23 protein-coding genes are annotated in these 21,312 nt (G+C 70.5%); 17 read left to right on the forward strand and 6 right to left on the reverse strand.

Annotated elements, in window-relative coordinates; translation table 11 throughout:
• Window positions 1-60: 60 nt before the first annotated feature.
• Window positions 61-423 carry an MmcQ/YjbR family DNA-binding protein gene (locus QP089_RS00155; protein WP_285909020.1) on the reverse strand — a complete coding sequence of 121 codons (363 nt, stop codon included), beginning with the start codon at window positions 421-423 and terminating at the stop codon, window positions 61-63.
• Window positions 424-431: 8 nt separating this feature from the next.
• Window positions 432-815, reverse strand: a complete 384-nt coding sequence (locus QP089_RS00160; RefSeq protein WP_285909021.1) for an MmcQ/YjbR family DNA-binding protein — start codon at window positions 813-815, stop codon at window positions 432-434.
• Between the two features lie 202 nt (window positions 816-1,017).
• On the opposite strand from QP089_RS00160, the gene QP089_RS00165 reads away from it, so the two are divergent.
• The 4 genes from QP089_RS00165 (at window position 1,018) to QP089_RS00180 (ending at window position 4,951) form a co-directional block, all read left to right on the forward strand.
• Window positions 1,018-1,968 carry a helix-turn-helix domain-containing protein gene (locus QP089_RS00165; RefSeq protein ID WP_285909022.1) on the forward strand — a complete coding sequence of 317 codons (951 nt, stop codon included), beginning with the start codon at window positions 1,018-1,020 and terminating at the stop codon, window positions 1,966-1,968.
• A 293-nt stretch (window positions 1,969-2,261) separates the two neighbouring features.
• Window positions 2,262-2,999 carry a VOC family protein gene (locus tag QP089_RS00170; protein ID WP_285909024.1) on the forward strand — a complete coding sequence of 246 codons (738 nt, stop codon included), beginning with the start codon at window positions 2,262-2,264 and terminating at the stop codon, window positions 2,997-2,999.
• Between the two features lie 263 nt (window positions 3,000-3,262).
• The gene (locus tag QP089_RS00175; RefSeq protein ID WP_285909025.1) at window positions 3,263-3,802 is read left to right on the forward strand and encodes a DUF1062 domain-containing protein; all 540 of its coding nucleotides are present in this window, start codon (window positions 3,263-3,265) and stop codon (window positions 3,800-3,802) included.
• Window positions 3,803-4,213: 411 nt separating this feature from the next.
• On the forward strand, window positions 4,214-4,951 hold the full coding sequence (locus QP089_RS00180) for a dienelactone hydrolase family protein (protein WP_285909026.1): 738 nt from the start codon (window positions 4,214-4,216) through the stop codon (window positions 4,949-4,951).
• Between the two features lie 136 nt (window positions 4,952-5,087).
• Here QP089_RS00180 and QP089_RS00185 read toward each other — a convergent pair whose 3' ends face one another.
• Window positions 5,088-5,690 carry a TetR/AcrR family transcriptional regulator gene (locus tag QP089_RS00185; protein ID WP_285909027.1) on the reverse strand — a complete coding sequence of 201 codons (603 nt, stop codon included), beginning with the start codon at window positions 5,688-5,690 and terminating at the stop codon, window positions 5,088-5,090.
• A 79-nt stretch (window positions 5,691-5,769) separates the two neighbouring features.
• On the opposite strand from QP089_RS00185, the gene QP089_RS00190 reads away from it, so the two are divergent.
• Genes QP089_RS00190 through QP089_RS00200 form a run of 3 tightly spaced genes read left to right on the forward strand, consistent with a single transcriptional unit; the run spans window position 5,770 to window position 7,395 of the window.
• Window positions 5,770-6,546 (forward strand): SDR family oxidoreductase, encoded by a 777-nt coding sequence (locus tag QP089_RS00190; RefSeq protein WP_285909028.1) that lies wholly within the window; start codon window positions 5,770-5,772, stop codon window positions 6,544-6,546.
• Window positions 6,543-6,881, forward strand: coding sequence for a hypothetical protein (locus QP089_RS00195; RefSeq protein ID WP_285909029.1), 339 nt, complete (start codon window positions 6,543-6,545; stop codon window positions 6,879-6,881). The genes QP089_RS00190 and QP089_RS00195 overlap by 4 nt, the downstream gene beginning before the upstream one ends.
• A gap of 28 nt (window positions 6,882-6,909) precedes the next feature.
• Window positions 6,910-7,395 carry a PH domain-containing protein gene (locus tag QP089_RS00200; RefSeq protein WP_285909030.1) on the forward strand — a complete coding sequence of 162 codons (486 nt, stop codon included), beginning with the start codon at window positions 6,910-6,912 and terminating at the stop codon, window positions 7,393-7,395.
• 52 nt (window positions 7,396-7,447) lie between these two features.
• Here the strand turns inward: QP089_RS00200 and QP089_RS00205 are convergent, their stop codons facing one another.
• Window positions 7,448-8,131, reverse strand: a complete 684-nt coding sequence (locus tag QP089_RS00205; protein WP_285909031.1) for a GntR family transcriptional regulator — start codon at window positions 8,129-8,131, stop codon at window positions 7,448-7,450.
• Between the two features lie 80 nt (window positions 8,132-8,211).
• On the opposite strand from QP089_RS00205, the gene QP089_RS00210 reads away from it, so the two are divergent.
• The 9 genes from QP089_RS00210 (at window position 8,212) to QP089_RS00250 (ending at window position 17,025) form a co-directional block, all read left to right on the forward strand.
• Window positions 8,212-9,147 (forward strand): MBL fold metallo-hydrolase, encoded by a 936-nt coding sequence (locus QP089_RS00210; protein ID WP_285909032.1) that lies wholly within the window; start codon window positions 8,212-8,214, stop codon window positions 9,145-9,147.
• A complete protein-coding gene (locus QP089_RS00215) occupies window positions 9,144-9,908 on the forward strand; it encodes an ABC transporter ATP-binding protein (protein WP_285909033.1) in 765 nt (254 codons plus the stop codon). The genes QP089_RS00210 and QP089_RS00215 overlap by 4 nt, the downstream gene beginning before the upstream one ends.
• Complete coding sequence (locus QP089_RS00220) at window positions 9,905-10,654, forward strand: ABC transporter ATP-binding protein (protein ID WP_285909034.1); 750 nt, start codon at window positions 9,905-9,907, stop codon at window positions 10,652-10,654. The genes QP089_RS00215 and QP089_RS00220 overlap by 4 nt, the downstream gene beginning before the upstream one ends.
• Window positions 10,651-11,532, forward strand: a complete 882-nt coding sequence (locus QP089_RS00225) for a branched-chain amino acid ABC transporter permease (protein ID WP_285909035.1) — start codon at window positions 10,651-10,653, stop codon at window positions 11,530-11,532. Before QP089_RS00220 ends, QP089_RS00225 begins: the two co-directional genes overlap by 4 nt.
• Window positions 11,529-12,554 carry a branched-chain amino acid ABC transporter permease gene (locus QP089_RS00230; protein ID WP_285909036.1) on the forward strand — a complete coding sequence of 342 codons (1,026 nt, stop codon included), beginning with the start codon at window positions 11,529-11,531 and terminating at the stop codon, window positions 12,552-12,554. The genes QP089_RS00225 and QP089_RS00230 overlap by 4 nt, the downstream gene beginning before the upstream one ends.
• 22 nt (window positions 12,555-12,576) lie before the next feature.
• Window positions 12,577-13,779, forward strand: a complete 1,203-nt coding sequence (locus tag QP089_RS00235; protein ID WP_285909037.1) for an ABC transporter substrate-binding protein — start codon at window positions 12,577-12,579, stop codon at window positions 13,777-13,779.
• Between the two features lie 31 nt (window positions 13,780-13,810).
• Window positions 13,811-14,725 carry a fumarylacetoacetate hydrolase family protein gene (locus QP089_RS00240; protein ID WP_285909038.1) on the forward strand — a complete coding sequence of 305 codons (915 nt, stop codon included), beginning with the start codon at window positions 13,811-13,813 and terminating at the stop codon, window positions 14,723-14,725.
• Between the two features lie 19 nt (window positions 14,726-14,744).
• Window positions 14,745-16,724, forward strand: coding sequence for an acetoacetate--CoA ligase (locus tag QP089_RS00245; protein WP_285909039.1), 1,980 nt, complete (start codon window positions 14,745-14,747; stop codon window positions 16,722-16,724).
• A gap of 142 nt (window positions 16,725-16,866) precedes the next feature.
• Window positions 16,867-17,025, forward strand: a complete 159-nt coding sequence (locus QP089_RS00250) for a hypothetical protein (protein ID WP_285909040.1) — start codon at window positions 16,867-16,869, stop codon at window positions 17,023-17,025.
• A 414-nt stretch (window positions 17,026-17,439) separates the two neighbouring features.
• Here QP089_RS00250 and QP089_RS00255 read toward each other — a convergent pair whose 3' ends face one another.
• Window positions 17,440-17,796 (reverse strand): VOC family protein, encoded by a 357-nt coding sequence (locus QP089_RS00255; RefSeq protein ID WP_285909041.1) that lies wholly within the window; start codon window positions 17,794-17,796, stop codon window positions 17,440-17,442.
• 482 nt (window positions 17,797-18,278) lie between these two features.
• Window positions 18,279-19,643 carry a hypothetical protein gene (locus tag QP089_RS00260; protein ID WP_285909042.1) on the reverse strand — a complete coding sequence of 455 codons (1,365 nt, stop codon included), beginning with the start codon at window positions 19,641-19,643 and terminating at the stop codon, window positions 18,279-18,281.
• 450 nt (window positions 19,644-20,093) lie between these two features.
• Here QP089_RS00260 and QP089_RS00265 point away from each other — a divergent pair, with 450 nt between their 5' ends.
• Window positions 20,094-21,227 (forward strand): tyrosine-type recombinase/integrase, encoded by a 1,134-nt coding sequence (locus QP089_RS00265; RefSeq protein ID WP_285909043.1) that lies wholly within the window; start codon window positions 20,094-20,096, stop codon window positions 21,225-21,227.
• Window positions 21,228-21,312 lie beyond the last annotated feature (85 nt).

Consider the following 21,312-nt stretch of genomic DNA (forward strand, 5'->3'; position numbering starts at 1 on the left):
CCCCAGAGCCTGATCCGCGCCGGTCAGCGGCCTCCCGTGGCCGAGGGTCCAAACCGGTGGTCATCCGGGGCGGCGGCCTTGCGCAACCGTCTCCAGGACGAGGTGGTAGGAGTGGTCGACGAGTTCGGCGACCAGGTCGGCGGTGATGCCTCGCCCGGCTCCCACGGAGATCCAGTGCCGCTTGTTCAGGTAGCGGCCCGCGGTGATCGAGGCGTACGTGCGCTGCAGCAGCCGCCCGTGCTCGGGTTCGGCCTTCAGGGTGATGATGAGTTCGTCCGGGTCTTCGGTGATGATCAGGAAGACCTTTCCGGCCACCTTGTGCACCTCCAGGTGCTCGGTGAACGGGTGTCCCTGGTCCGTCCCGGGCAGCGCGAGGGCCGTGGCGCGCGCGCTGTCCTGGAGCTCGTGGCCGCTGAGAGGCATGACGCGGTTCAGGTGCGGCGGCCGTAGGTGTGCGGGTCGACGGGTTGCCGGGCCTTGGGGAGATGGCCGACCACGAGCCGGTAGGACTCGGTCACCAGCTCCTTGACCAGCCCCGCGTCGATCGCTTCCCCGCCCTCCAGCGTGATCCAGTGCTTTTTGTTCATGTGGTAGCCGGGGGTGATGTTCGCGTTCTCCTCGCACAGGGCGCGTGCCTCGGCGGGCTCGGACTTGAGGATCACCACGGGGCGTCCGGGAACCTCGGTCATCAGCATGAAGACCTTGCCGCGCACCTTGAAGACCTCCCAGTCATCGCCGAAGGGGTGCTCCAGCCCGCTGCCGGGCAGCCCTTCGGCGCAGCCCGCCGCGGTCTTGCGCAGCGTGCCTCCGTCCATGACGATCAGCTCCTCAAAGCAGATATCTGCGCCCGAGCCGGCGGTTCACAGGAACCGCCGGTCCTCTCCGGCCTGGCCAGCGCCGGCCATCTCGATCGGTTCCCACGCGTGACAGGGAGCACGCCCGCCAAGGACGGTCGTGGCCCTCGCCTCTGCCATCCTTGCCCGGAAACAGACCATCCTGGCGGTAAGCTGCGGACACATGGTGGTCGACAGGCGACAATCCGCGCCGCCGGCGCCGGGAACGTCCGCCGCACCGGCCGGCCCCATCTCCGTCCCCCTGCACGACTTCCAGCCCCTGGCAGGTACTCCGTACGGCCTGGAAGTCACCACCGTCGAGGACTTCCACACCGACCACGACGACTGGCCGTGGAACCCGCCTCGTCCTGGCCGGGCCACCTTTCACTACCTGATCCTGGTCACCCAGGGCGTACTACGGCACGACGTCGACCACCTCACCCGCACTGTCACACCCGGCCAATGGCTGTGGGTTCGCCCCGGGCACGTGCAGCGCTGGCACGACCCCGGCACCGCCCACGGGATCTTCGTCCTGTTCGAACCGGACGTGCTGCGGCCCGACACCGCCCGCCAGCTGGCCCCGCTCACCGCTCACGACGCCCCGGCCGTCCTGACCCCGCACCCCGACGACGCCCCCTGGCTGGAGGCGACCGCGCTCCAACTCCTCGACGAACACCGCGCACTGGGACGTCGCCCGCTCGCGGCCCACCACGCCCTGCGCCGCAGCCTGCTGGAAGCCCTCCTCCTGCGCCTCACCCACTCCCCAGGCATCCACCCGGGCAGCCAACCGGGCATCACCACCGGCCGTCGCCCCGTCTACCAGCAGTTCCTGGACGCCCTGGAGCTGCATTTCCGTGAGCTGCACCGCGTCGACGACTACGCCCGGCTGCTCGGCTGCTCGGTCCGCACCCTCAGCCGAGCCGCCCAGGCCGCCGCCGGCAAGGGAGCGCGAGAGATCATCAACGACCGGCGCCTCCTCGAAGCACGCCGCCTGCTCGGGCATGCCCAGTGGAGCGCCCAAGCGGTCGCCGCTCACCTCGGCTTCACCGACACCGCCAACTTCGGCCGCTTCTTCCGCCACCACACCGGCCTCACCCCCGCCGCCTACACAACCCGCCAAGCCCCCCGCACCTGATCGTCGACGCGCCGCCCGGCCGCGCGCACCGAGGCCACCGCCAGCCCTTAGTACTCGATCGTCCAGGTCACCACCGCGTTGGTGACCAGCGTCAGGCACCAAGCCTGCTCGGTCTGCCGCTCCAAGTGCCGGGCACGTACCCCGCTGAATCGTCATGGCTGAATGTTCCGCAGCGCGCGCGTAGCGGGCCGTCTCCTCCTGGCCCTGGTACAGGAAGCCGTCCCCGCCTTCGCCGAAGAGCGCCCGCTGGCTGGTTCATGACCCTCGTTCACCTGGGCATAGGGTTGGGCGGCATGGCGCTGCGACTCGTTCAGGTGAACTTCAAGGCTCGGGACGACTCGGCCCTCGGCCGGTTCTGGGCGGAGGCGCTCGGCTGGGGCGTTTCCAGCGAGGGTCCTGGCGTGACCAACGTCGAGCCCGTGGGCTTCGACTGGCCGGATCCCTCCGCCGTCTGCGTCGATGTCGTCACCGTCCCGGACCCCGAAACGGTGAAGTACCGCGTGCACCTCGATCTCGCCACCACCTCGGCGGCCCATCATGCGGAGTTGGTCGCGCGCCTGAAGGACCTCGGTGCCACGCCCGCCGACGTGGGCCAGGGCGACGTCCCGTGGACGGTCCTGGCCGACCCGGAGGGCAACGTGTTCTGCGTCCTGGAGCCTCGCGAGATCTACCGGGACACCGGGCCGATCGCGGTGGTGGTGGTCGACTGCGCGGATCCGCGGGCGATGGCCCGGTTCTGGGACGAGGCGTTGGACTGGACCCTGCACGAGGTGACCGACGACCACGCGGTGCTGCGTTCCGCCGAGGGCGTCGGCCCGTACCTCGAGTTCCTCCGCACGCCCAGCGTCAGGACCTGGTGGAACCGCGTGCATCTCGACCTGCTGCCGTATCCCGTTGACGAAAAGGACGCGGAGGTGGCCCGGCTGCGGGCTCTCGGCGCCGCCGACATCGACCTCGGCCAGGGTGACGTGCCGTGGACGGTCCTGGCCGACCCGGAAGGCAACGAGTTCTGCGTCCTCGGCCGCGGCTGACGAGGGCTCGGTCGGAAAACGGTTGAGTCTTCCTTCCGCGTTCCCGTAGGTTGCCCGCGGCCCCGTCGCAGCGAGGACAGAGGACAGAACCGCGTGACCCCGCCTGCTCTTTAGACCTGACACCTTCTTCCGCTCACCTGTAGCCGACGCTCTCGTCGGTTCCGCCGGGCTGCTTATGCGCGCCCGGTCATTCGGCGTTTGGGGCCGCGCGTAATCGGCCTCGTGTCAGGTCCAGAGAGATCATGTCTTCACAACCTCATACCGTGCTGCCCTGGGTCGTTCGTCGGACCAGGCTGCCCCTGCTCGCATTGCGGTGCGCGGACTGCCGATCGGAGTCGGCCACCACCGGCGAGGGCAGATTCCGCGTCAACGCCAACGGGAAGCTGCTGGACGTGTGGCTGCTGGTTCGCTGCGTGTCCTGCGGACGGACGAGCAAGCTCACCGTGCACGAGCGAGCACCGGTCAGATCCTTCGATCCGGCCGAACTCCACGGCTACCGCGTCAACGATCCCGAACTGGTGGCGTCCAGGCTGCTCGATCCGCTGCTCGCCCGACGCAACCACTTCGTCCTGAACTGGACGGCGGCCTGGCGGCTGGACACCCCGTCGGCGTGCCTCGACGAGGCGTGGCCCGTCCAGGTGCAGGTCGTCCTCGAGGATCCGGTACCGGTGCGCCCTGATCGGCTCATCGCGCAAGGGCTCGGCCTCAGCCGAAACGAGGTGCTGCGCCGGGTCAAGTGCGACATCTCGCTGCGCCGTCCGACGAGCGCCGGATTCACCTTCACCGTGATGGCCAGGGACTAAGGAGGGCGTAGCCGCGGCGGCCCACCCAGGCCCGCCGCGGCTACACTCCCGCAACCACGCCGATACCAGACGCGGAGTGTCGACCCGAAGAACGTCCCGTTGAAACCCCGGGTCGCGGTCTGCGCGCCAGGAAGGATCTGCGTCCGGCCATGCTGCATGGTGAGGTCGAAGTTCCGCATGCCCTTGGCGTCCCGCTTCGGGGAGCGCTCCGGCGCAGTCGACCAGAGAGCCTCCGCAAAAACCCGTTGGCGGGCCGCGGCGACCACTGCTACCTTGCCGGAGGCCGTGCCAGAGAACGAGGAGGTGGTACCCGTGAACAAAGTATCGACATGGGTGCTCCCCTCTGGGGTCACGGTCGGGCGATAGGTCGTCCGGGAGCGCCGTTCACGAGCACTCCCGAAAGGCACGACCATGCAATTCACCTCCGAGCAGCGCCTCGACGACGGCGTCCTCGAACGAGAATTCACCCTCGACGAGATCCCCGGCATCCTGTGGACGCCCGGGTCCGCATCCGCGTCCGCACCGGTGCCGCTGATCCTGATCGGCCACCCCGGCGGAGTGCACAGGATGTACCCCCGGCTGGTGGGCCGGGCCCGGCAGTGCGCGGCGGACGGTTTCGCCTCGGCCACCATCGAACTCCCCGGAAGCGGTGACCGGCCCCCTTCCGCCACCGCCGAGCAGGCCCGCGCCGACCTGCGCCGGGCACTGGAGGCCGGCGAACGGGTCAGCGAGGAGATCATCGACCGGCTCATCCTCCCGCTGGTCGAAAAGGCCGTCCCGGAATGGCAGGCCACACTCGACGCCCTCCTGTCCCTGCCCGAGATCGGCGGCCCGGTCGGGTACTCGGGAGGAGTGATCGCCATCGGCGTCCGGCTGGCGGTCGTCGAGCCGCGCATCGCGGCCGCCGGTCTGTTCGCCGGGAGTTTCGTACCCCGCGCCACGTTCGAGGAGGCCCGCCAGGTCACCATTCCGCTGCACGTCCTGCTGCAGTGGGACGACGAAGGGAACGACCGGCAGGCGGCCCTGGACCTGTTCGACGCCTTCGGCTCCAAGGAGAAGACGCTGAACGCCAATATGGGCGGGCACACCGGCGTCCCTGCGTCCGCGGGAGACGCCGCGGCCCGGTTCTTCACCCGGCATCTGAGCTAGCCGCCGACCCCTCGCCGTCAGGCCAGCAGCAGACGGTAGGCGGCGCCGGCCCTCCCGGATGAAGGTGGCAGACAGATGCAACAAACCGCCCTGATCGCGACGGTACCGCCGCGATCAGGGCGCCGCCGTACCGGGGCTACTCGGCGGGCCATGCCTGCATGGCGATGGCGGCGATGTCCTCCAGGTCGGCTCGGGTCGCGCCGTCGCGCGCCTGTTGGGACATGCCCTGCAGGACCGCGGAGCTGAAGCGGGCCAGCGCCGGGGCCGAGGTGGCGGCGGGGAGCCGTCCGGTGTCGATGTCGGCCTGGATCTTGTCCTGGACGTCCCGGACCGTGCGGTTGCGGTAGCCGCGCAGTCGTTCGGCGATCCCGGCGGCTTTGTCGCCGACGTTGGTCGCGGCGGTGGTGACCAGGCAGCCGGGCGGGTGGCCGGGGGCGGTGTACTCGGCGGCCGCCTCGCGCAGCATCCGCGCGACGGCCCGGCGGGCGGTGGGCTCCTGGGCGAGGGCACGGCGGGAGAAGTCTCCGTAGGTGCGCCCGTAGGTCTGCACGACCTCCTCGAACAGGGACTCCTTGTCACCGAAGGCCGCATACAGGCTGGGCGCGCCGATGCCGGTGACCCGGGTGAGCCTGGGGAACGAGGTCGTCTCGTAGCCGTGCTCCCAGAACTCGCGCAGGATCACCTGGAGCACCGAGTCCCGGTCGAACTCGCGGGGGCGCCCCCGTCGCTGGCTGGCCATGCCCCCATTCTATGACGACCTTTACAGAACGTGCTACGGTCCTCTTCTGTAACAGCCTTTAGAGAAATGGAGGGCGGCCATGACCGCACCCACCGCATCCCCCGCGTCGGCCGGTTTGACCGGCAGGACGGCGCTGGTCACCGGAGCCACCCGAGGCATCGGCCGGGCGATCGCGCAGCGGCTCGGAAGCGACGGCGCCAACGTCGTGGTCAACTACCGGGCCTCCAGCGAGGCGGCGGCCGACCAGGCGCGCCAGGTCGTCGAGGAGATCACCCGGGCGGGCGGCCACGCGGTCGCGGCGCCGGGCGACGTGGGCCGGGCCGCCGACGTGGCAGACCTGTTCGACGCCGCCGAGCGCGCGTTCGGCGGCGTGGACATCCTGGTCAACAACGCCGCCATGTTCGCGGCGGCGCCGATCGAGCACCTGCCCGAGGACGTGTTCGACGCCCTGGTCACCACGAACCTCAAGAGCGTCTACCTCACCGGGCGGCAGGCGGCCTCCCGGCTGCGCGACGGGGGCCGTGTCATCAACGTCTCCGCCGGCATCCCCAACGGCGGAGTGGCGTTCATGGGCGTCTACGGGGCGACCAAGGCCGGGGTGGAGACGCTGACGCGGTCGCTGGCGCACCAGCTCGGCGCACGGCAGATCACCGTCAACGCCATCGCGCCCGGCCCGACCGACACCGCGATGCTCGCCGACGAGGCGCGGGCGATGGCCGACCAGATCATCGGCTCCACTCCCCTGGGCCGCCTGGGCCTGCCGACCGACCTGGCCGACGCGGTCGCCCTGCTGGCCTCCGAGGACGCACGCTGGATCACCGGCCAGGTCATCGGCGTCAACGGAGGCTTCGAATGAGCCCGCGAACCCGCGCCCGCTCCGCGTCCGGCACCGGCCACGGCCCCGTGCCCGGCTCGGCGGTGCGGGGCCGGGCGGAGACGGGGCGATGGGCGGCGTTCTGGCTCCTGGTGCTGATCGAGTTCATGACGATGCTCGACACCTCGATCGTCAACGTCGCCCTGCCGTCGATCCAGCGCGACCTGAGGTTCTCCACCGCAGGGCCGGCCTGGGTGGTTGACGGCTACCTGCTCGGGGGCCGTCCGAAGGGGAAGTGCTATTTGGTCCGGCACCGCGATGCCGACCGCCCCAACGAGATCTTGCAGGCCGATCACATTGTGGCCCCTCGCTGCTGATTGGAAACGCGGCCTAGAATCGGCGGGGATGTCACGCGCACCGAACGAACCCGCTGTGTTCGCACAGCGGTGGTATCTGCGGGCGATGAACATAATCGCGGCGTCCGTCGGAGCGACGTTCTTTCTCGGGATTGCGCTCGACCGGCCTTCGCCTCGTCCAGTGCTGATAGCCCTTGCCGGGGTTGCGGCCGCGGCGTGCATGCTTTTCGGCGTCCGCGGCATGCTCTCGCAGGTTGTCGTCACCTCCGACTCCGTGCGTTACAGGGGGATTGTCGGCACTCGTACGATCCCGCTGTCGCAACTCCTCGGCTTCCAGCGCGATCGCTCCTGGCTTGCCCTGCTAGCGGGCGATGTTCCGAGCTTGCTGTGGAGACACGAGGATGGAACCGTCGCGACGACGACCCTCTGGTGCTTCGTGATCTCCCGACAAGCCCGAATCGGACGCGGTTCGACCTACGAGGTACGCGAGGCACTGCGACTGGCTTTGGATCCGTACATCCAGAGAAACCTGTGACCCGCCGGCCGTCGCATGGCGGTGCCTCCGACTGAACGGCGCGTCGCCCGGGCTACCGCTCGGGCTTCGACAAGGTCGTCCTGATGCGGTCGCGGATGTGGGTCAGGTGGTCGGCCATGATGTCGGCCGCGACGTCGGCGTCGCGGGCGCGGCAGGCGCGCAGTAGCCGCTTGTGCTCGTCGAACACCGACTTCGCCGGGCCGGTGCCGTGGTCGCTCGTGCGGTGGTCCAGCAGGCGGTACCGCTCGCAGTTGATGGCGAGCTGGTCGACGATCCGCAGCATCCACTGCGAGTCGCAGTCGACGCGCATGAGGCGGTGGAAGGAGTTGTGGAGCGCCGAGGCGTCCGCCTGCCTCGCCGGGTCGCACATGGCGGCGAAGGCGGCGTCGATCTGCGCGATCCGCTCGTCGCCCGCGCGGGGCAGGGACCTGCGGATCGCCTGCGGCTCGAGGATCAGCCGCAGCTCGTAGAGCTGTTCGGCCTCGGCGAGGTCGATGCCGGGGACCTCGGCGCCGTGCTGCGGCGTGATGATCACCAACCCCTCGCTCGCGAGCCGTTGCAGCGCCTCGCGCAGGGGCGTCGCCGACATCTCGTACCGCTCCTGGAGGTCGCGGTTGCGCAGCCGCGTGCCCGGCGGGATCAGGCCGGTGAAGATGTCGTGACGCAGCCGGTCGGCCACCCACGCCGCGCGGGACGGCGGGGCACCGGCCGCCGGATCGGCCAGCGGATCCTTCATGGTCTCCCTCTTGACAGGACGGCGGCGGGTCCGCTCTCCTTCGAATCATAATCTATAAATTACAGATTCGGAGGACGCGGATGAGCGAACGACCCCGAGTCGGTAGCCCCGTGCTGGCGGAGGTCGCCCCTGGCGTGCACGCCTACGTCCAGCCCGACGGCGGATGGATGCTCAACAATACCGGCGTCGTCACCGGATCCGGCGGCGAGCAGATGCTCGTCGACACCACCTCCACCGAGGCCCGCAACCGCGCGATGCTCGACGCCGTCGCCGCGCTCGCCGACCGGCCGCCCAAGGCCCTGGTGAACACCCACCACCACGGCGACCACGTGTCCGGCAACTGGCTGATGCCGCCCGGGACGCCGATCTTCGGCCACAGCGACTGCCGCGCGGAGGTGCTGCGCGCGAGCCGGGCCGGGACGAGCGGGATCCCCGGCCCCGACTACGGCCGCACCGAGGTCCGCCCGCCCGATGTCACCTTCTCGGCGATCACGACCCTGTACGTCGGCGACCGGCCGATCGAGCTGATCCCGGTGGGTCCCGCCCACACCCGCGGTGACGTCCTGGTCTGGCTGCCCGAGGACAAGGTCCTGTTCAGCGGCGACATCGTGTTCAACGGCGGGCAGCCGTTCCTGGTGGAGGGCAGCCTGCCCGGGTACCGCCGCGCGCTGTCGCTCGTCCGCCGCCTGCTGCCGGACGTACTGGTGCCCGGCCATGGCCCGGTGTGCCGCGGCGAGGAGATCGCGACGATCCTCGACGAGCTGAACGCCTACACCGAGTTCGTCGAGGCGCTGGCCCGCGAGGGCCTCGATTCGGGCCGTAGCCCCTTGGAGATGGCCGAGTCCGCCGCCGGCAGCCGGTTCTCCGGATGGCAGGAGGCCGAGCGGCTGGCCGGCAACCTGCACCGCGCCTACAGCGAGTTCGGCGGCGACCCGTACGGAGCGCGGATGGACGCGCGACGGATGTGGTCGGACATGGCGCGGATCCATGGCGGCCCGATCAGGAGCCGGGCATGACCGCGCTGCTGGAGGTCGAGCGGCTGTCGGTGTACTTCCGCGGCGTGGTCGCCCTGGACGAGGTGACCGCGTCGGTGTCCGCCGGCGGGACGACCGCGCTCATCGGGCCCAACGGCGCCGGGAAGACCACCCTGTTCAACTGCGTCACCGGCATCTCCCAGGGAACCGGCCGGATCGCCTTCGGCGGACGCGACATCAGCACCATGCCGCCGCACCGCCGGTCGCTGCTCGGCATGACCCGCACGTTCCAGACCCCGGCGCTGGTCGACTACCTGTCGGTGACCGACAACGTCCTGATCGGCGCGCAGTCGGCGGGCCACCGCGGCATCTGGTCTGCGGTGGCGCGGCCGCCCGCGGCCCGCCGCAGCCTGCGGGCGGCGCACGAGCGGGCACTGGAGCTCCTGGACGCCCTCGGCCTGACCCGGCACCGCGGCGCCGAGGTCGGGGCGCTACCGCACGGGATCCGCCGCCGGGTCGAGATCGCGCGGGCGCTGATGGCGTCCCCCTCGCTGCTCCTGCTGGACGAACCGGCCGCGGGCATGGACGTCTCCGAGGCGCTGGAGATGTGCCGGTGGCTCACCGGCTACGCCGCCGAGCACGACATCACGCTGTTGCTGGTCGAGCACTCGGTCGGACTGGTCATGCGGCTGGCCCACACGGTCCTGGTACTGGACGCCGGCCGGCTCATCGCCTCCGGGACGCCGGAGGAGGTGCGCGAGGACCCGCAGGTCGTCGCCGCCTACCTGGGGAACGACCGATGAGCGCCGCACCGTCTGAGGCCGCGCTGTCGGTGGACGGCCTGTACGTGACGTACGGCAGGGTCGAGGCGCTGCACGGCGTTTCCCTCACCGTCGGGCCCGCCGAGGTCGTCGCGCTGCTGGGCGCCAACGGCGCCGGCAAGACCAGCCTGCTGCGCGCGGTGAGCGGCGCGGTGCGGGCGCGCGGCACCGTCCAGGTCTACGGCCGGAAGGTCACCGGCATGCCCGGGCACCGGATCGCCGCGCTCGGCGTCGGGCACGTCCCCGAAGGCCGCGGCACCTTCGTCGACCTGACGGTGGAGGAGAACCTGCGGCTCGGGGTGATGGCCCGGCGGCGCAGCGCGGTCGGGCTCACGCTGGAGCAGGCGCTGGAGCTGTATCCCGAGCTGGCCGGGTTCCGCGCCCGCAAGGCCGGTGCCCTGTCGGGTGGGCAGCAGCAGATGCTCGCGCTCGCTCGCGCCCTTCTCGCGGCACCGCGGCTGCTGCTGATCGACGAACCGTCCACCGGGCTGGCGCCGCTGGCGGTCGCCGAGGTGTACCGGACCATCGCCTCCCTGTGCGCACGGCACTCGTTGGCGGTGCTGCTGGCCGAGCAGAACGTGACGCGCGCGCTGGAGGTCGCCGACCGCGCCTACGTGCTCGGTTCCGGCATGGTCGCCGCCGAGGGCGCCGCGTCCGACCTCGCCGGCGACCCGGCCGTCCAGGCCGCCTATCTGGGCACCGACACGGGAGGCGGCGACCGGCCATGACCGAGTTCCTGCAGCAGATCCTCAGCGGGTCGGCCACCGGCTGCATCTACGCCGGCCTGGCGCTCGCGCTCGTCGTCATCTACGAGGGCACCGGCGTGATGAACTTCGCTCAGGGCGAGCTGGCCACGCTGAGCGCCTTCCTGTCCTGGCAGATGATCTCCGCCGGGCTGGACTTCTGGGTCGCCTTCGCACTGTCGGTCGCGGCGTCGTTCGTGATCGGCGTCGCGGTCGAGCAGGTGTTCATCCGGCCGGTGCAGCACTCGATGGAACTGACCATGCTGATCGTGTCGCTCGCGCTGATGCTCGCCGTCAACTCCCTCGACGGCCTGATCTGGGGCCACATCGGCAAGAGCGTGACCAGCCCGTTCGGCGACGGCGCCGTCCATCTCGCGGGCACCACGCTGACCTGGCAGCAGGTCGGCACCGCGGGCGTGATCCTGTCGACCGTCGGGGTCGTCGCCGCGTTCTTCCGGTTCACCGGCCTCGGGCTGAAGATGCGCGCCGCGGCGATGAACCCCGCCTCCGCCCACATGCTGGCGATCAACACCGGCTGGATGCTCGCGCTCGCCTGGGGCTTCGCCGCCGCCACCGGCGCGGTGGTCGGCATCGTCATCACCCCGGTCACCGGCGTGCATCCCGACGTGATGGGCGGCACCCTCCTGCTCGCCTTCGCCGCGTTCACGCTCGGCGGGACGGGCAGCAGGAGCGGCGCGCTCGTCGGCGGCCTGCTCGTCGGCGTGCTCACCGACCTCGCGATCGCCTACGTGCCGCATCTGACAGGCGATCTGGCCAATCTGGTGCCCTTCGCGGTGATCATCGCGGTCCTGCTGCTGCGGCCGCAGGGACTGTTCGGCCGGCTGTCGGCGGTGCGGTCGTGAGCACCGGCACGCGCACCGCCGTGCGCCGCCTCCTCGGTACGCGCGTCCTCGTCCCCGCCGCGTTCGCCGCGGCCGTAGTGCTGCCGTTCGTCGTGCAGGACTACACGCTGTTCCAGTTCGGCCGCGTCATGTGCATCGCCATCGCCGTCATGTCACTGGACCTGCTGTCCGGGCACGCGGGCCAGGTCTCCGCGGGCCACGGCGCGCTGTTCGGGCTCGGCGCCTATACCACCGTGATCTTCATCCACCACCTGTCGGTGCCCTATCCCCTCGCCGTGGTGGCGGGCGTCATCGTGTGCTTCGCCGTCGGGCTGCTGCTCGGGTTGCCGGCCCTGCGCATCCGCGGCATGACGCTGGGGCTGGTCACGATTGCGGCGGCGATCCTGTTCCCCGCCGTGCTGAAGGCCGTGCCGGACCTCACCGGTGGCGTGTTCGGGCTGGGGCTGCAGCCGCCCGGCGCGCCGCTCGGCATCCCGCTGACCAGCGCGCAGTGGCTGTTCCTGGTGAACCTGGCGTGCCTGGCGGTCGCCCTGGTGATCGTCCAGAACCTGGTCCACTCCCGATTCGGGCATGGCCTGGAGGCCATCCGGACCAACGAGAACATGGCGGTGTCGCTCGGCGTCGACGTGCGCCGCTCCAAGGTCCTCGTCTTCGCCCTCAGCTCGGGCCTCGCGGGCTTCGCCGGCGGCCTCTACCAGCTCGGCATCGGCACGGCCACACCCGACACCTTCACCTTCACGCTGTCGCTCACGCTGCTGTTCGCGGCGATCGTGGGCGGCCTGCGCTCGCGGGCGGGCGCGCTCATCGGCGCCGCGTTCGTGGTGTTCGTCCCCGACTACACCGCCGCACTCGGCGACCGCGGCCCGCAGCTGATCAACGCGGTCGCGCTGCTGCTGGTCGTCTACCTCCTTCCCGGAGGGATCGCCCGGATCCTGCACCGGCCGGCCGAGGTGTCGGCCCGGCTCCGGCACGTCCGATCGGCGCGGCGCCCCGTCCCCACCCCCGGGTCACCGCCAGGGTGACCGACGACCAAGGAGACAGACGATGACCAGCACCAGCGTGCGGAAGGTGATCGCGACCACAGCGGCACTGGGCCTCGCGCTCGCCGCGACGGGCTGCCGCGGGGGCGGCGGCTCGAAGGACCCCGGGATCTCCGCAAAGAAGATCACGATTGGCGGCAGCTTCCCCTTCAGCGGACCGCTCGCCGGCTACGGCTCGCTGTCCAAGGGCATGCAGGCCTACTTCGGCGTGATCAACGCCAGGGGCGGCGTGAACGGACGCAAGATCCACTACATCGCCCTCGACGACGCCTACGACCCGTCCCGGCTCGCCGGCAACGCCCGCAAGCTCGTCGAGCAGGACAAGGTCTTCGCGCTGGCGAGCTTCGGCGGCACCAACCTCGCCATCCGCGACTACATGAAGACCCAGAAGGTCCCCCAGTTCGTCTTCGCCGGCAACAGTCCCCTGTCGGACGTCAAGCACTACCCCACCACGCGGGCCTGGTGGCCGGACATCAAACTCGAGGGCTCGATCGCGGCGAGATACGCGCTCTCCAAGGACCCGAACGCCAGGCTCGGCACCCTGGTGGTCAACAACGACCTGTCCGCGAGCCTGGTCGCCGGCGTCCGCGACGGCCTCGGCGTCAAGCGCGGGCAGCTGACGAGCGAGCAGACCTTCGAACCGTCCTCCACCGACCTGACCGGGCAGGTCAACAAGCTGCGGGCGGCCGGCGTCACCACGCTGATCTCGGCGATCGGCGGCACGCAGGGAGCCGCCGCGCTGAAGTACATGCGGCAGACGGGCTGGAGGCCATTGGTGATCAACTACTCGGTCACCTCCTCGCGGGTCGCGCTCACCGACGCCGCCGGCAGCGCGGCGGCCGGCGTCCACACGGTGCAGTGGGCCAAGGACCCGGCCGAGCCGCGCTGGGCCGGTCAGCCCTGGATGACCGCCTACCGCGAAGCCCTGGGCAGGTACGCCAAGGGCACCCGGCCCGGCGACCCGGGCGCCCTGAACGGCTACGCCTTCGCGCAGGCGCTGGTGAAGGTGCTCGAACGCATGAAGGACCCGACCCGCGAAGGGCTCCTCAAGGCCTGGGACTCCATCGACGGCGTCCAGCTCGACCCCCTGATGCCTGGCGTCGTGCTCAAGGCGGGACCGGACGGCCGCCTCGTGCATGCCTACCAGCCGGCCCACTTCGACGGCCGGTCGTGGATCCCCGACGGCCCCGTCGTCTCCGCCCGCTGACGATCACTACTCCTGACGAAAGGCATCGCTGTTGCGCTGGGTCACCTACCGGTCGGCCGACGGAGCCGATCACCCCGGACTGCTCGACGGGGACCGCGTCCTCGGCCTCCGCGACCCCGGCTCCGTGTTCGACCTGCTGACCGGTGAGGGCCTGGCCGCCGCGGCCGAACGGGCACGCCGCGATCCCCGCGAGGTGGTGCCCGCGGACTCGGTGCGGCTCCGGGCGCCCGTCCCGGCCCCTCCGTCCGTCCGCGACTTCATGTCCTTCGAGGCCCATGTCGTCAATTCCGCGAACTCCGAGGGCCCGGATCCGCTGTGGTACGAGCAGCCGACCTTCTACTTCACCAACCCCGCGGCCATCACGGGCCCCGACGAGGAGATCGAGATCTCCCCCGGCTCAACGGCCTTCGACTACGAGCTGGAGATCTGCGCCGTGGTCGGCCGGGCCGGATCGAACCTGTCACCCGAGCAGGCCGAGGAGCACATCGCCGGTTACATGCTCTTCTGCGACTGGAGCGCCCGCGACCTCCAGGGCGAGGAGATGAAGCTGGGGCTGGGCCCGGCGAAGGGAAAGGACGGGGTGACCAGCACCGGACCGGCGCTGGTCACGCCGGACGAACTGGCCGAGTTCCGCAGCGGACGGGGCTACGACCTCGCGATGACGGCGTCGGTCAACGGCGAGCGCCACGGCGGCGGAAGCTGGGCCGACATCCACTGGTCGTTCCCGCAGATGCTGGCGTACGCCTCCCGCGGCACCACCCTGCGCCCGGGAGACCTCATCGCCAGCGGCACCGTCGGCACCGGCTGCATCCTCGAACTGTCCCGGCTGCACGGCGCGGACCGGTACCCCTGGCTCGAACCGGGCGATGTGGTGACACTGCAGATCGAGCAACTCGGCGCGATCACCGGCAGGATCACTTCCGGACCCGCCCCGATCCCCCTCTAGACGCCCCGGAGGACAGGCGATGAGCAGCAGAACACTGTGGACTCCCTCGCCCGAGCAGATCGAGGCGACCCGGCTGACCGCGTTCGCCCGGCGGGTCGCCGAACGGCACGGCGCGGACGTGTCCGACTACGAGTCGCTGTGGCGCTGGTCGGTCGAGCACTTGGAGGAGTTCTGGGCCGAGGTCTGGGACTTCTTCGAGATCGCCCCCGACACCGCCTACTCCGCCGTCCTGGCCGAGCGGAGCATGCCCGGCGCGGTCTGGTTCCCCGGAGCGCGGCTCAACTACGTCGACCACATCCTTCGGCAGGCCACCGGACGCGAGCACGAATCCGCACTGATTTCGGTGCGCGAAGACGGCACCGAAAGCCGGCTGACGTGGGGAGAACTCGTCGCGCAGGTCGGCGCGGTGGCGTCCGCGATGCAGCGGATGGGGGTGGGCCAGGGCGACCGGGTCGTCGGCTACCTCCCGAACGTGCCCGCCGCCGTCGTGGCGTTCCTCGCCGCCGCCTCCATCGGCGCCGTCTGGTCGGCGTGCGGACCGGAGATCGGCCGGGACGGTGCCGTCGCCCGCTTCGCCCAACTCGAACCCGTCCTGCTGATCGCAGCCGACGGCTACCGGTTCGGCGGGCGGCTGCACGACCGGCGTCCGGTCGTCGCCGGCATGGCGGCGAGCCTGCCCACCTTGCGGCATGTCGTCACCGTGCCCGTGGCCGGACTGCCGTCCACCGGCACGCAATGGGCCGACCTCCTCACCGAACCCTGCACGCCGCGGCCCGTCCCGGTCCCGTTCGACCATCCCCTCTGGATCGTCTACTCCTCCGGCACCACCGGCCTGCCCAAAGGCCTGGTGCACGGACACGGCGGCATCCTGATCAGCGCACGGGCACAGTCGGGCCTGCAGTCCGACGTGCATCCCGGCGACCGCTCGATGTCCTACACCTCCACCTCATGGATCATGTGGAATGCGACCGTCAACGGCCTGCTGTCCGGCGTGACCGCCGTCCTGTACGACGGCAACCCGATGCACCCGTCGATCGGCCGGCTCTGGCAGCTCGCCGCCGACCAGCGGCTCAACAGCCTGGGAGTGAGCCCCGGATACCTCCTGGCGTGCGAGAAGGCGGGTGTGCACCCGGCCACGGAACACGACCTGTCCGCGCTGCGCAGCGTCGGAGTGACCGGATCCCCGGTCCCCGCACGCTCCTACCGCTGGGTCGCCGAGGAGTTCGGCCCGGCGGTGCAACTGCGGGCGTTCAGCGGCGGCACCGACTTCGCCGCCACCCTTGTCGGCGGCGCGCCCTGGCTCCCGGTGTACGAGGGCGAGATGTCCTGCCGCTCGCTGGGCTGCCATGTCGAAGCCTGGAACGAAGCCGGACATGCCGTCATCGGCGAGATCGGCGAACTCGTCATCCGCTCCCCCATGCCGTCCATGCCCCTGCGCATCTGGGGCGACACCGACGGCCGCCGCTACCGCGAGGCCTATTTCGCCCACTATCCCGGAGTGTGGCGGCACGGCGACTGGCTGACGATCACCAGCCGCGGCACCGCGATCATCCACGGCCGCTCCGACTCCACGCTCAACCGCAACGGCGTCCGCATGGGCAGCGCGGACATCTACCAGGCGGTCGAAGCACTCCCCGAAGTGACTGAAGCCCTGGTGATCGGCGTCGAACAACCCGACGGCGGCTACTGGATGCCGCTGTTCGTGCACCTGGCCGACGGCGCGACGCTCGACGACCACCTCACCGCCCGGATCCGCTCGGCCGTCCGGGAACACGCCTCCCCTCGCCACGTCCCCGACGAGGTCCTGGCCGCTCCCGCCATCCCGCACACCTTCACCGGCAAGAAACTCGAAGTACCCATAAAGCGCATCGCCCAAGGAGTTCCGCCCGAACGAGCATGCAACATCGACTCGGTCGACGACCCCGAAGCCTTGAGCTGGTTCGCCGCCCTCACCGCACGCCGCCGCACAGAAGCCGCGAGCCGGCCCGCACTTGAGTAGGCCACCGGAGTGAACGCCGTCACTCGCGCATGCCGGGCGGGTATGGGAGGCATCACGGATGGGCACGACAATGGCGGTTTTCGTGGACAGCGACGCGGTGGTGCCTCGCTCACGGAAATGTACGGCATCGTCCACCCGAACCATGGCAACTACTTCGCCCAGTTCCACGAAGGTGGAGGGCCAACTCGACCAGTGCCCGGTGCCGGGCGGCACCGGGCCCCCGACGGTCAAGGCCGAGGGCCTACCGGTAGGCCTGTCGACCGATTCCGGCACCTTCACCTGGACGATCACCTGGTACTGACGCCCAGAACGCGGCCGTGTTCATCCTGCTCACCAAGCCCTGCAGATCACCATGGCCAGCGACCCGCACAAGCAGGAGACCAGCTTCGCCTCCTCGCACGACCGCCTGCCATTGGCGGACGGCTGATATCCCAGGCGTTCGCCGCCCTGGCCAACATCCTCCGCGAACTCATGGCCCAAGACACCCCCGAGTGCCTGCCCGCCACCGCGCCCGCCCCACCGTCGTCGACGCCAAACTCCTCAAGGCGTGAATCACCACCGCAGTAGCGCCGACGGTATTGCGCTGGCGGTCAGCAGGATGGAGCTGGAAAGCCCTGAGGCGATGTCGCGCATGCTCTCGACGGCTGGCTAAGACTGAAAGCTCCGGGGCACCACTGCCGAGGAGTGCACGCAGTTCCGGGCCGACCTCAGCGGTTCAGAGCTGTACACCCTCGCGCACCTCGACAACGGTGATCGCGTTGCCGTCGGGGTCGGTGACCTGGGCGAACAAGACGTTGTCGGACGTGGTGGTATCGAGGTCGATCTTTGGTCCACCTCGTTCGGCCAGATGGGCCAGAGCCTGCCGGGCATCGGGGACCCAGAGGGTGATCAGCGACCCACCGGCGCGCCGCGAGTCGGCAATGAGCTGCACGACACCGCCAGGGGTGTGCCACTCCGCCAGGCCGGCCATGGGCTCAGCGTCGACGGGACGGCCGAAGAACATCTCGTACCAGCGCTGGGCACGTGGGAGGTCCGACACGGCCACTCCAGCCAGCACCTTGTTGATCTGCATGGCGACTCCTCCTCGAGTTTTCCTCCCAGCAGGTTCGCGCATACAGACCAGGCGGACCTCCGGAACTCATCGGACGGCTTCGCTCGGACCCCAAGACGGCAACGGGGAGACAGCACGGATAGGACCGTACTGACTCCATTGAGCCGCAGTTGCACAAACGCAAGACTCATTCAGCTCAGCACACTTAATGCTTGCCACGTCCGAGAAGCCCTCGTTCTCGCAGCCCGGATTCTGCCGTTGTACGGAGCACCGATGTAGCCAAGGTAATTGGCGCACCATTCCCAGCATGTCGTGCGCTGATGGCTGGTGGCCGTTCGTCCCCTCCGTCGGACATCTGGAACTCGCTCATGTCGCCCGCAGGCGCGGCTTGCCCGTTGCGAACTTTCGCATGCGTCAGGGCGCATGGCCGGTAGGGCCCGAGGCCTTCGTGATCGCCGACATCGGGCGCGCCTTCTGAACCGCTGAAGAGCCAAGAAGGCGCTTTAACTCGTACTCGGGGGTTCAGCGGAAGCGTCTGGATCGTGATCCTTGCGGCTGTGCTGGTCGGCTGAGGCAGCGCGGAGGGCCTGCTCCGCTGAGACTTCGGCGCGCGCGGCGCGTTCGCGTTGCTCTGCTGCCTCGGCGCGGGCGGCAGCCAGGTCGGTCTGGAGTCGGTCGCAGAGGGCCTCGCGAGAGGCGAGCGCGCTTTGCGCGGTGGCCAGCTGCTGGGTGGCCTGTTCGGTGGTGGTCTGAAGGTCTTGCAGGCGACGTTCCAGTGCCTCGACGCGAGCGGCGGCTTCGCGTCCGTGCCGTACCGCGTCGTCGCGTGCCTGCTCGGCGGCCTCCGCCTTGGACTGCTGGGTGCGGGCCTCGCCGTGGGCGGCGGCGAGCGCCTCCCGCAAGGTCGCCAGTGCTGCCGTGCTTTCGGCCAGCTCGTTCTGGAGGGTCTGCACGTGGTTGGCCTGGGCGCGGGCGGTCGCCTCGAACCGGACGCGTTCTTGTTCGTGGGCGTTCCTGGCGTCGCGGAGCTCAGCGGCCTTGGCGTCGCGGGCGGCTTCAGCGGCAGCCCGGGCCTCCCGGGCGGCGTCGCGGGCGCTCTGGTGCGCGGCTATCGCCTCGGCGGTGTCGGCGCGGACCTGCTCTAGGGCTGCGCGGTCGCGGGCCGCGGCCTGCTCGGCCGCCCGTTGAGCGGCGCGGGCGGCCTCGGCGGCGGTGACCGCTTCCTCGCGCGCCTTGTCGGCGGCGAGGGCGCGGGCCTCGGCGTCGGCCTCGGCCTGTCCGGCCGCGGTCGCCTCGGCCTCAGCGCGCCGGACCCGGGACAGGGCTCCATCCTGGGCCTTGGTGAGGAAGTCCTTCAGTTCGGTCAGCTGGTCCTGCAGAGCGTTGATGGCCGCCGGCACCTGCTGGGCGAGCGCTTCGGCCTGGTGGAGCGGTTCGTCGACCGCGGCGGCGTCGGCGGCGCGCCGGTCCCGGCTGGCCTGGTCGGCGTGAGCCTTGCTGCAGTACTTGGGGGGACGGCCGCGGCCGCGCACCGGAAGCGGCTCGAAACATCCGGCCAGTGCGCACTCCCCCGCCGCCCGCGGTACTCCTTCTTCCGCCTGTCCGACGCGTTCAGCATCAGCATCGACTGCCGGATCGGCGGTAGGCACTGCTGGCGGCTCGGCCACACCGCCTACCAGGTCACCTCGCTGCGCCGATGCTCCGCCAACTGCGGAGGAGCCTGCCGAAGCGGTCGCGCTCGTGCCCGTTGACGCCTGTGAGGGCACGGACGGGATGACGCCCGGCTCGCTGGCCGGCTGGGCGGCCGCTGCGGCATTCGTGGACTCGCCGGTGTCGCTGCTCGTCTCGCTGCTCGTCTCGCTGGTCACCCGCGCCATCCTAGCCATCTTTTCGCTACGCGACATGGTTAACGATTAGCGCGACACGCGAAACGCTTAATGCGGAGAACGTTTAGGCTCCGGGATAATGACGGTTATCCTGGTGGGCATGATCAACGGTGGCGGACGGCGCGCGATCGGCCTGGAGCGCAGCGTCCGGCGGGCAGGTGGCGATGTGGGAGCCGCGGAGGCGGCGGTGGACGGCGGCCCTCTACGCGCTCCGGCACGGCCCACGGCGCAGGCTCCAACGGCTGTGACTCAAAGCGCCGAATCGCCTGGTGGAGGCACCATTTCAGCCGGTGTCGTCACACCGCGCACGAAGGTCGTGCGCGCATGACCGTGCAACCGCCGCCCGTTCCGGATGCCCCGTTGGAAGCCACGACGCTGTTGCCCGCGCAGGCATCGGCACCGCCTACGTCGACGGCGTCGGCTCCAGAGGCGATGCCGGCGGCCTCCGGGCTGGCGCTGGATCCGATCGGGCAGGCCGTCACACTGTTGCCCGCGCTGCCGCCCGACGATCCGGGCGACCGTTACGGTCTGCGGGTGCTGACCGCCGCCTGGCTGCGCAGCCAGAGCAGCGACGCGACCCGCCGCGCCTACTACCGGGACCTGGCCGGCTGGCTGGACTACTGCGCCCGCACCGGGCTGGACCCGCGGGCGGCGCGTCGCGCGGACATCGACGACTGGTCGGCGTCCATGACCGTCACCGTCGGCGATCGGTCACGCCCGCCGAGCGCTGCGACCCGGGCGCGGCGGCTGGCGGCCGTCTCGTCGTGGTACACCTACCTGCAGTCCAACGACGTCACCGACCGCAACCCGACGCTGCTGGTCAAGCGGCCGACCAGCGCGCAGATCGCCGCGTCCGCGCACAAGGCGCCCACCCTCAGCGTGGCCGAGACCGCGCTGCTGCTCGACACCGCGGAGGGCCGCGCCGTTGACCTGGGCACCGAAGCGGCCTGGCGCGACGCGGCCGTGATCGCGCTGCTGTTCTACACCGCGCTGCGCGTCTCGGCGTTCACCGGCGCAGACCTCACCGACCTGAGCACCGAAGCCGGGTACCGGGTGCTGTGGCACGGCACCAAAGGCAAGGGACCCGAAGGCCGCGATTATGTACGCCTGGACGGCGAACTCTGCCGCGTCCTCGACGCCTACCTCGCCACCCGCGCCGACCGCCACCCGGACGGCATCACGCCACCCGGACCGCTGCTGGTGACCACCCCGCATCCCTATGACCCGGCCAAGCCCGGCGACAAGCGCCTCACCCAACGCGACGTCACCAACATCCTGCGACGGCAGGCCAAACTCGCCGGATTGCCCGCCGCTTCCAGGCTCAGCCCGCACAGCGGACGCCGCACCGTCATCACCACCCTGCTCGGCAACGACGTCCCGCTCGCCAAGGTGCAGGACCTGGCCGGCCACGCCGACCCCCGCACCACCCGCGGCTACGACGACACCAACCACAAGCTCGCCTCCTCCCCCGTCACCGACCTCACCCGCATCCTCGCCGGCCACCGCACCACCACCCCCGCCACTCCGTCCAAGGCAAAGCACAATGACCAGGCCGCAGACCATTAACTGTGACTGTGGCTCCAAGGCATGGCGCGACACCCGATGCAAGCGCCTTCGCAGGCGGACCCGCTGGATGCGTCCCAAGCGGGCG

This window comes from Actinomadura opuntiae (assembly GCF_030283205.1).
GTDB lineage: Bacteria > Actinomycetota > Actinomycetes > Streptosporangiales > Streptosporangiaceae > Spirillospora.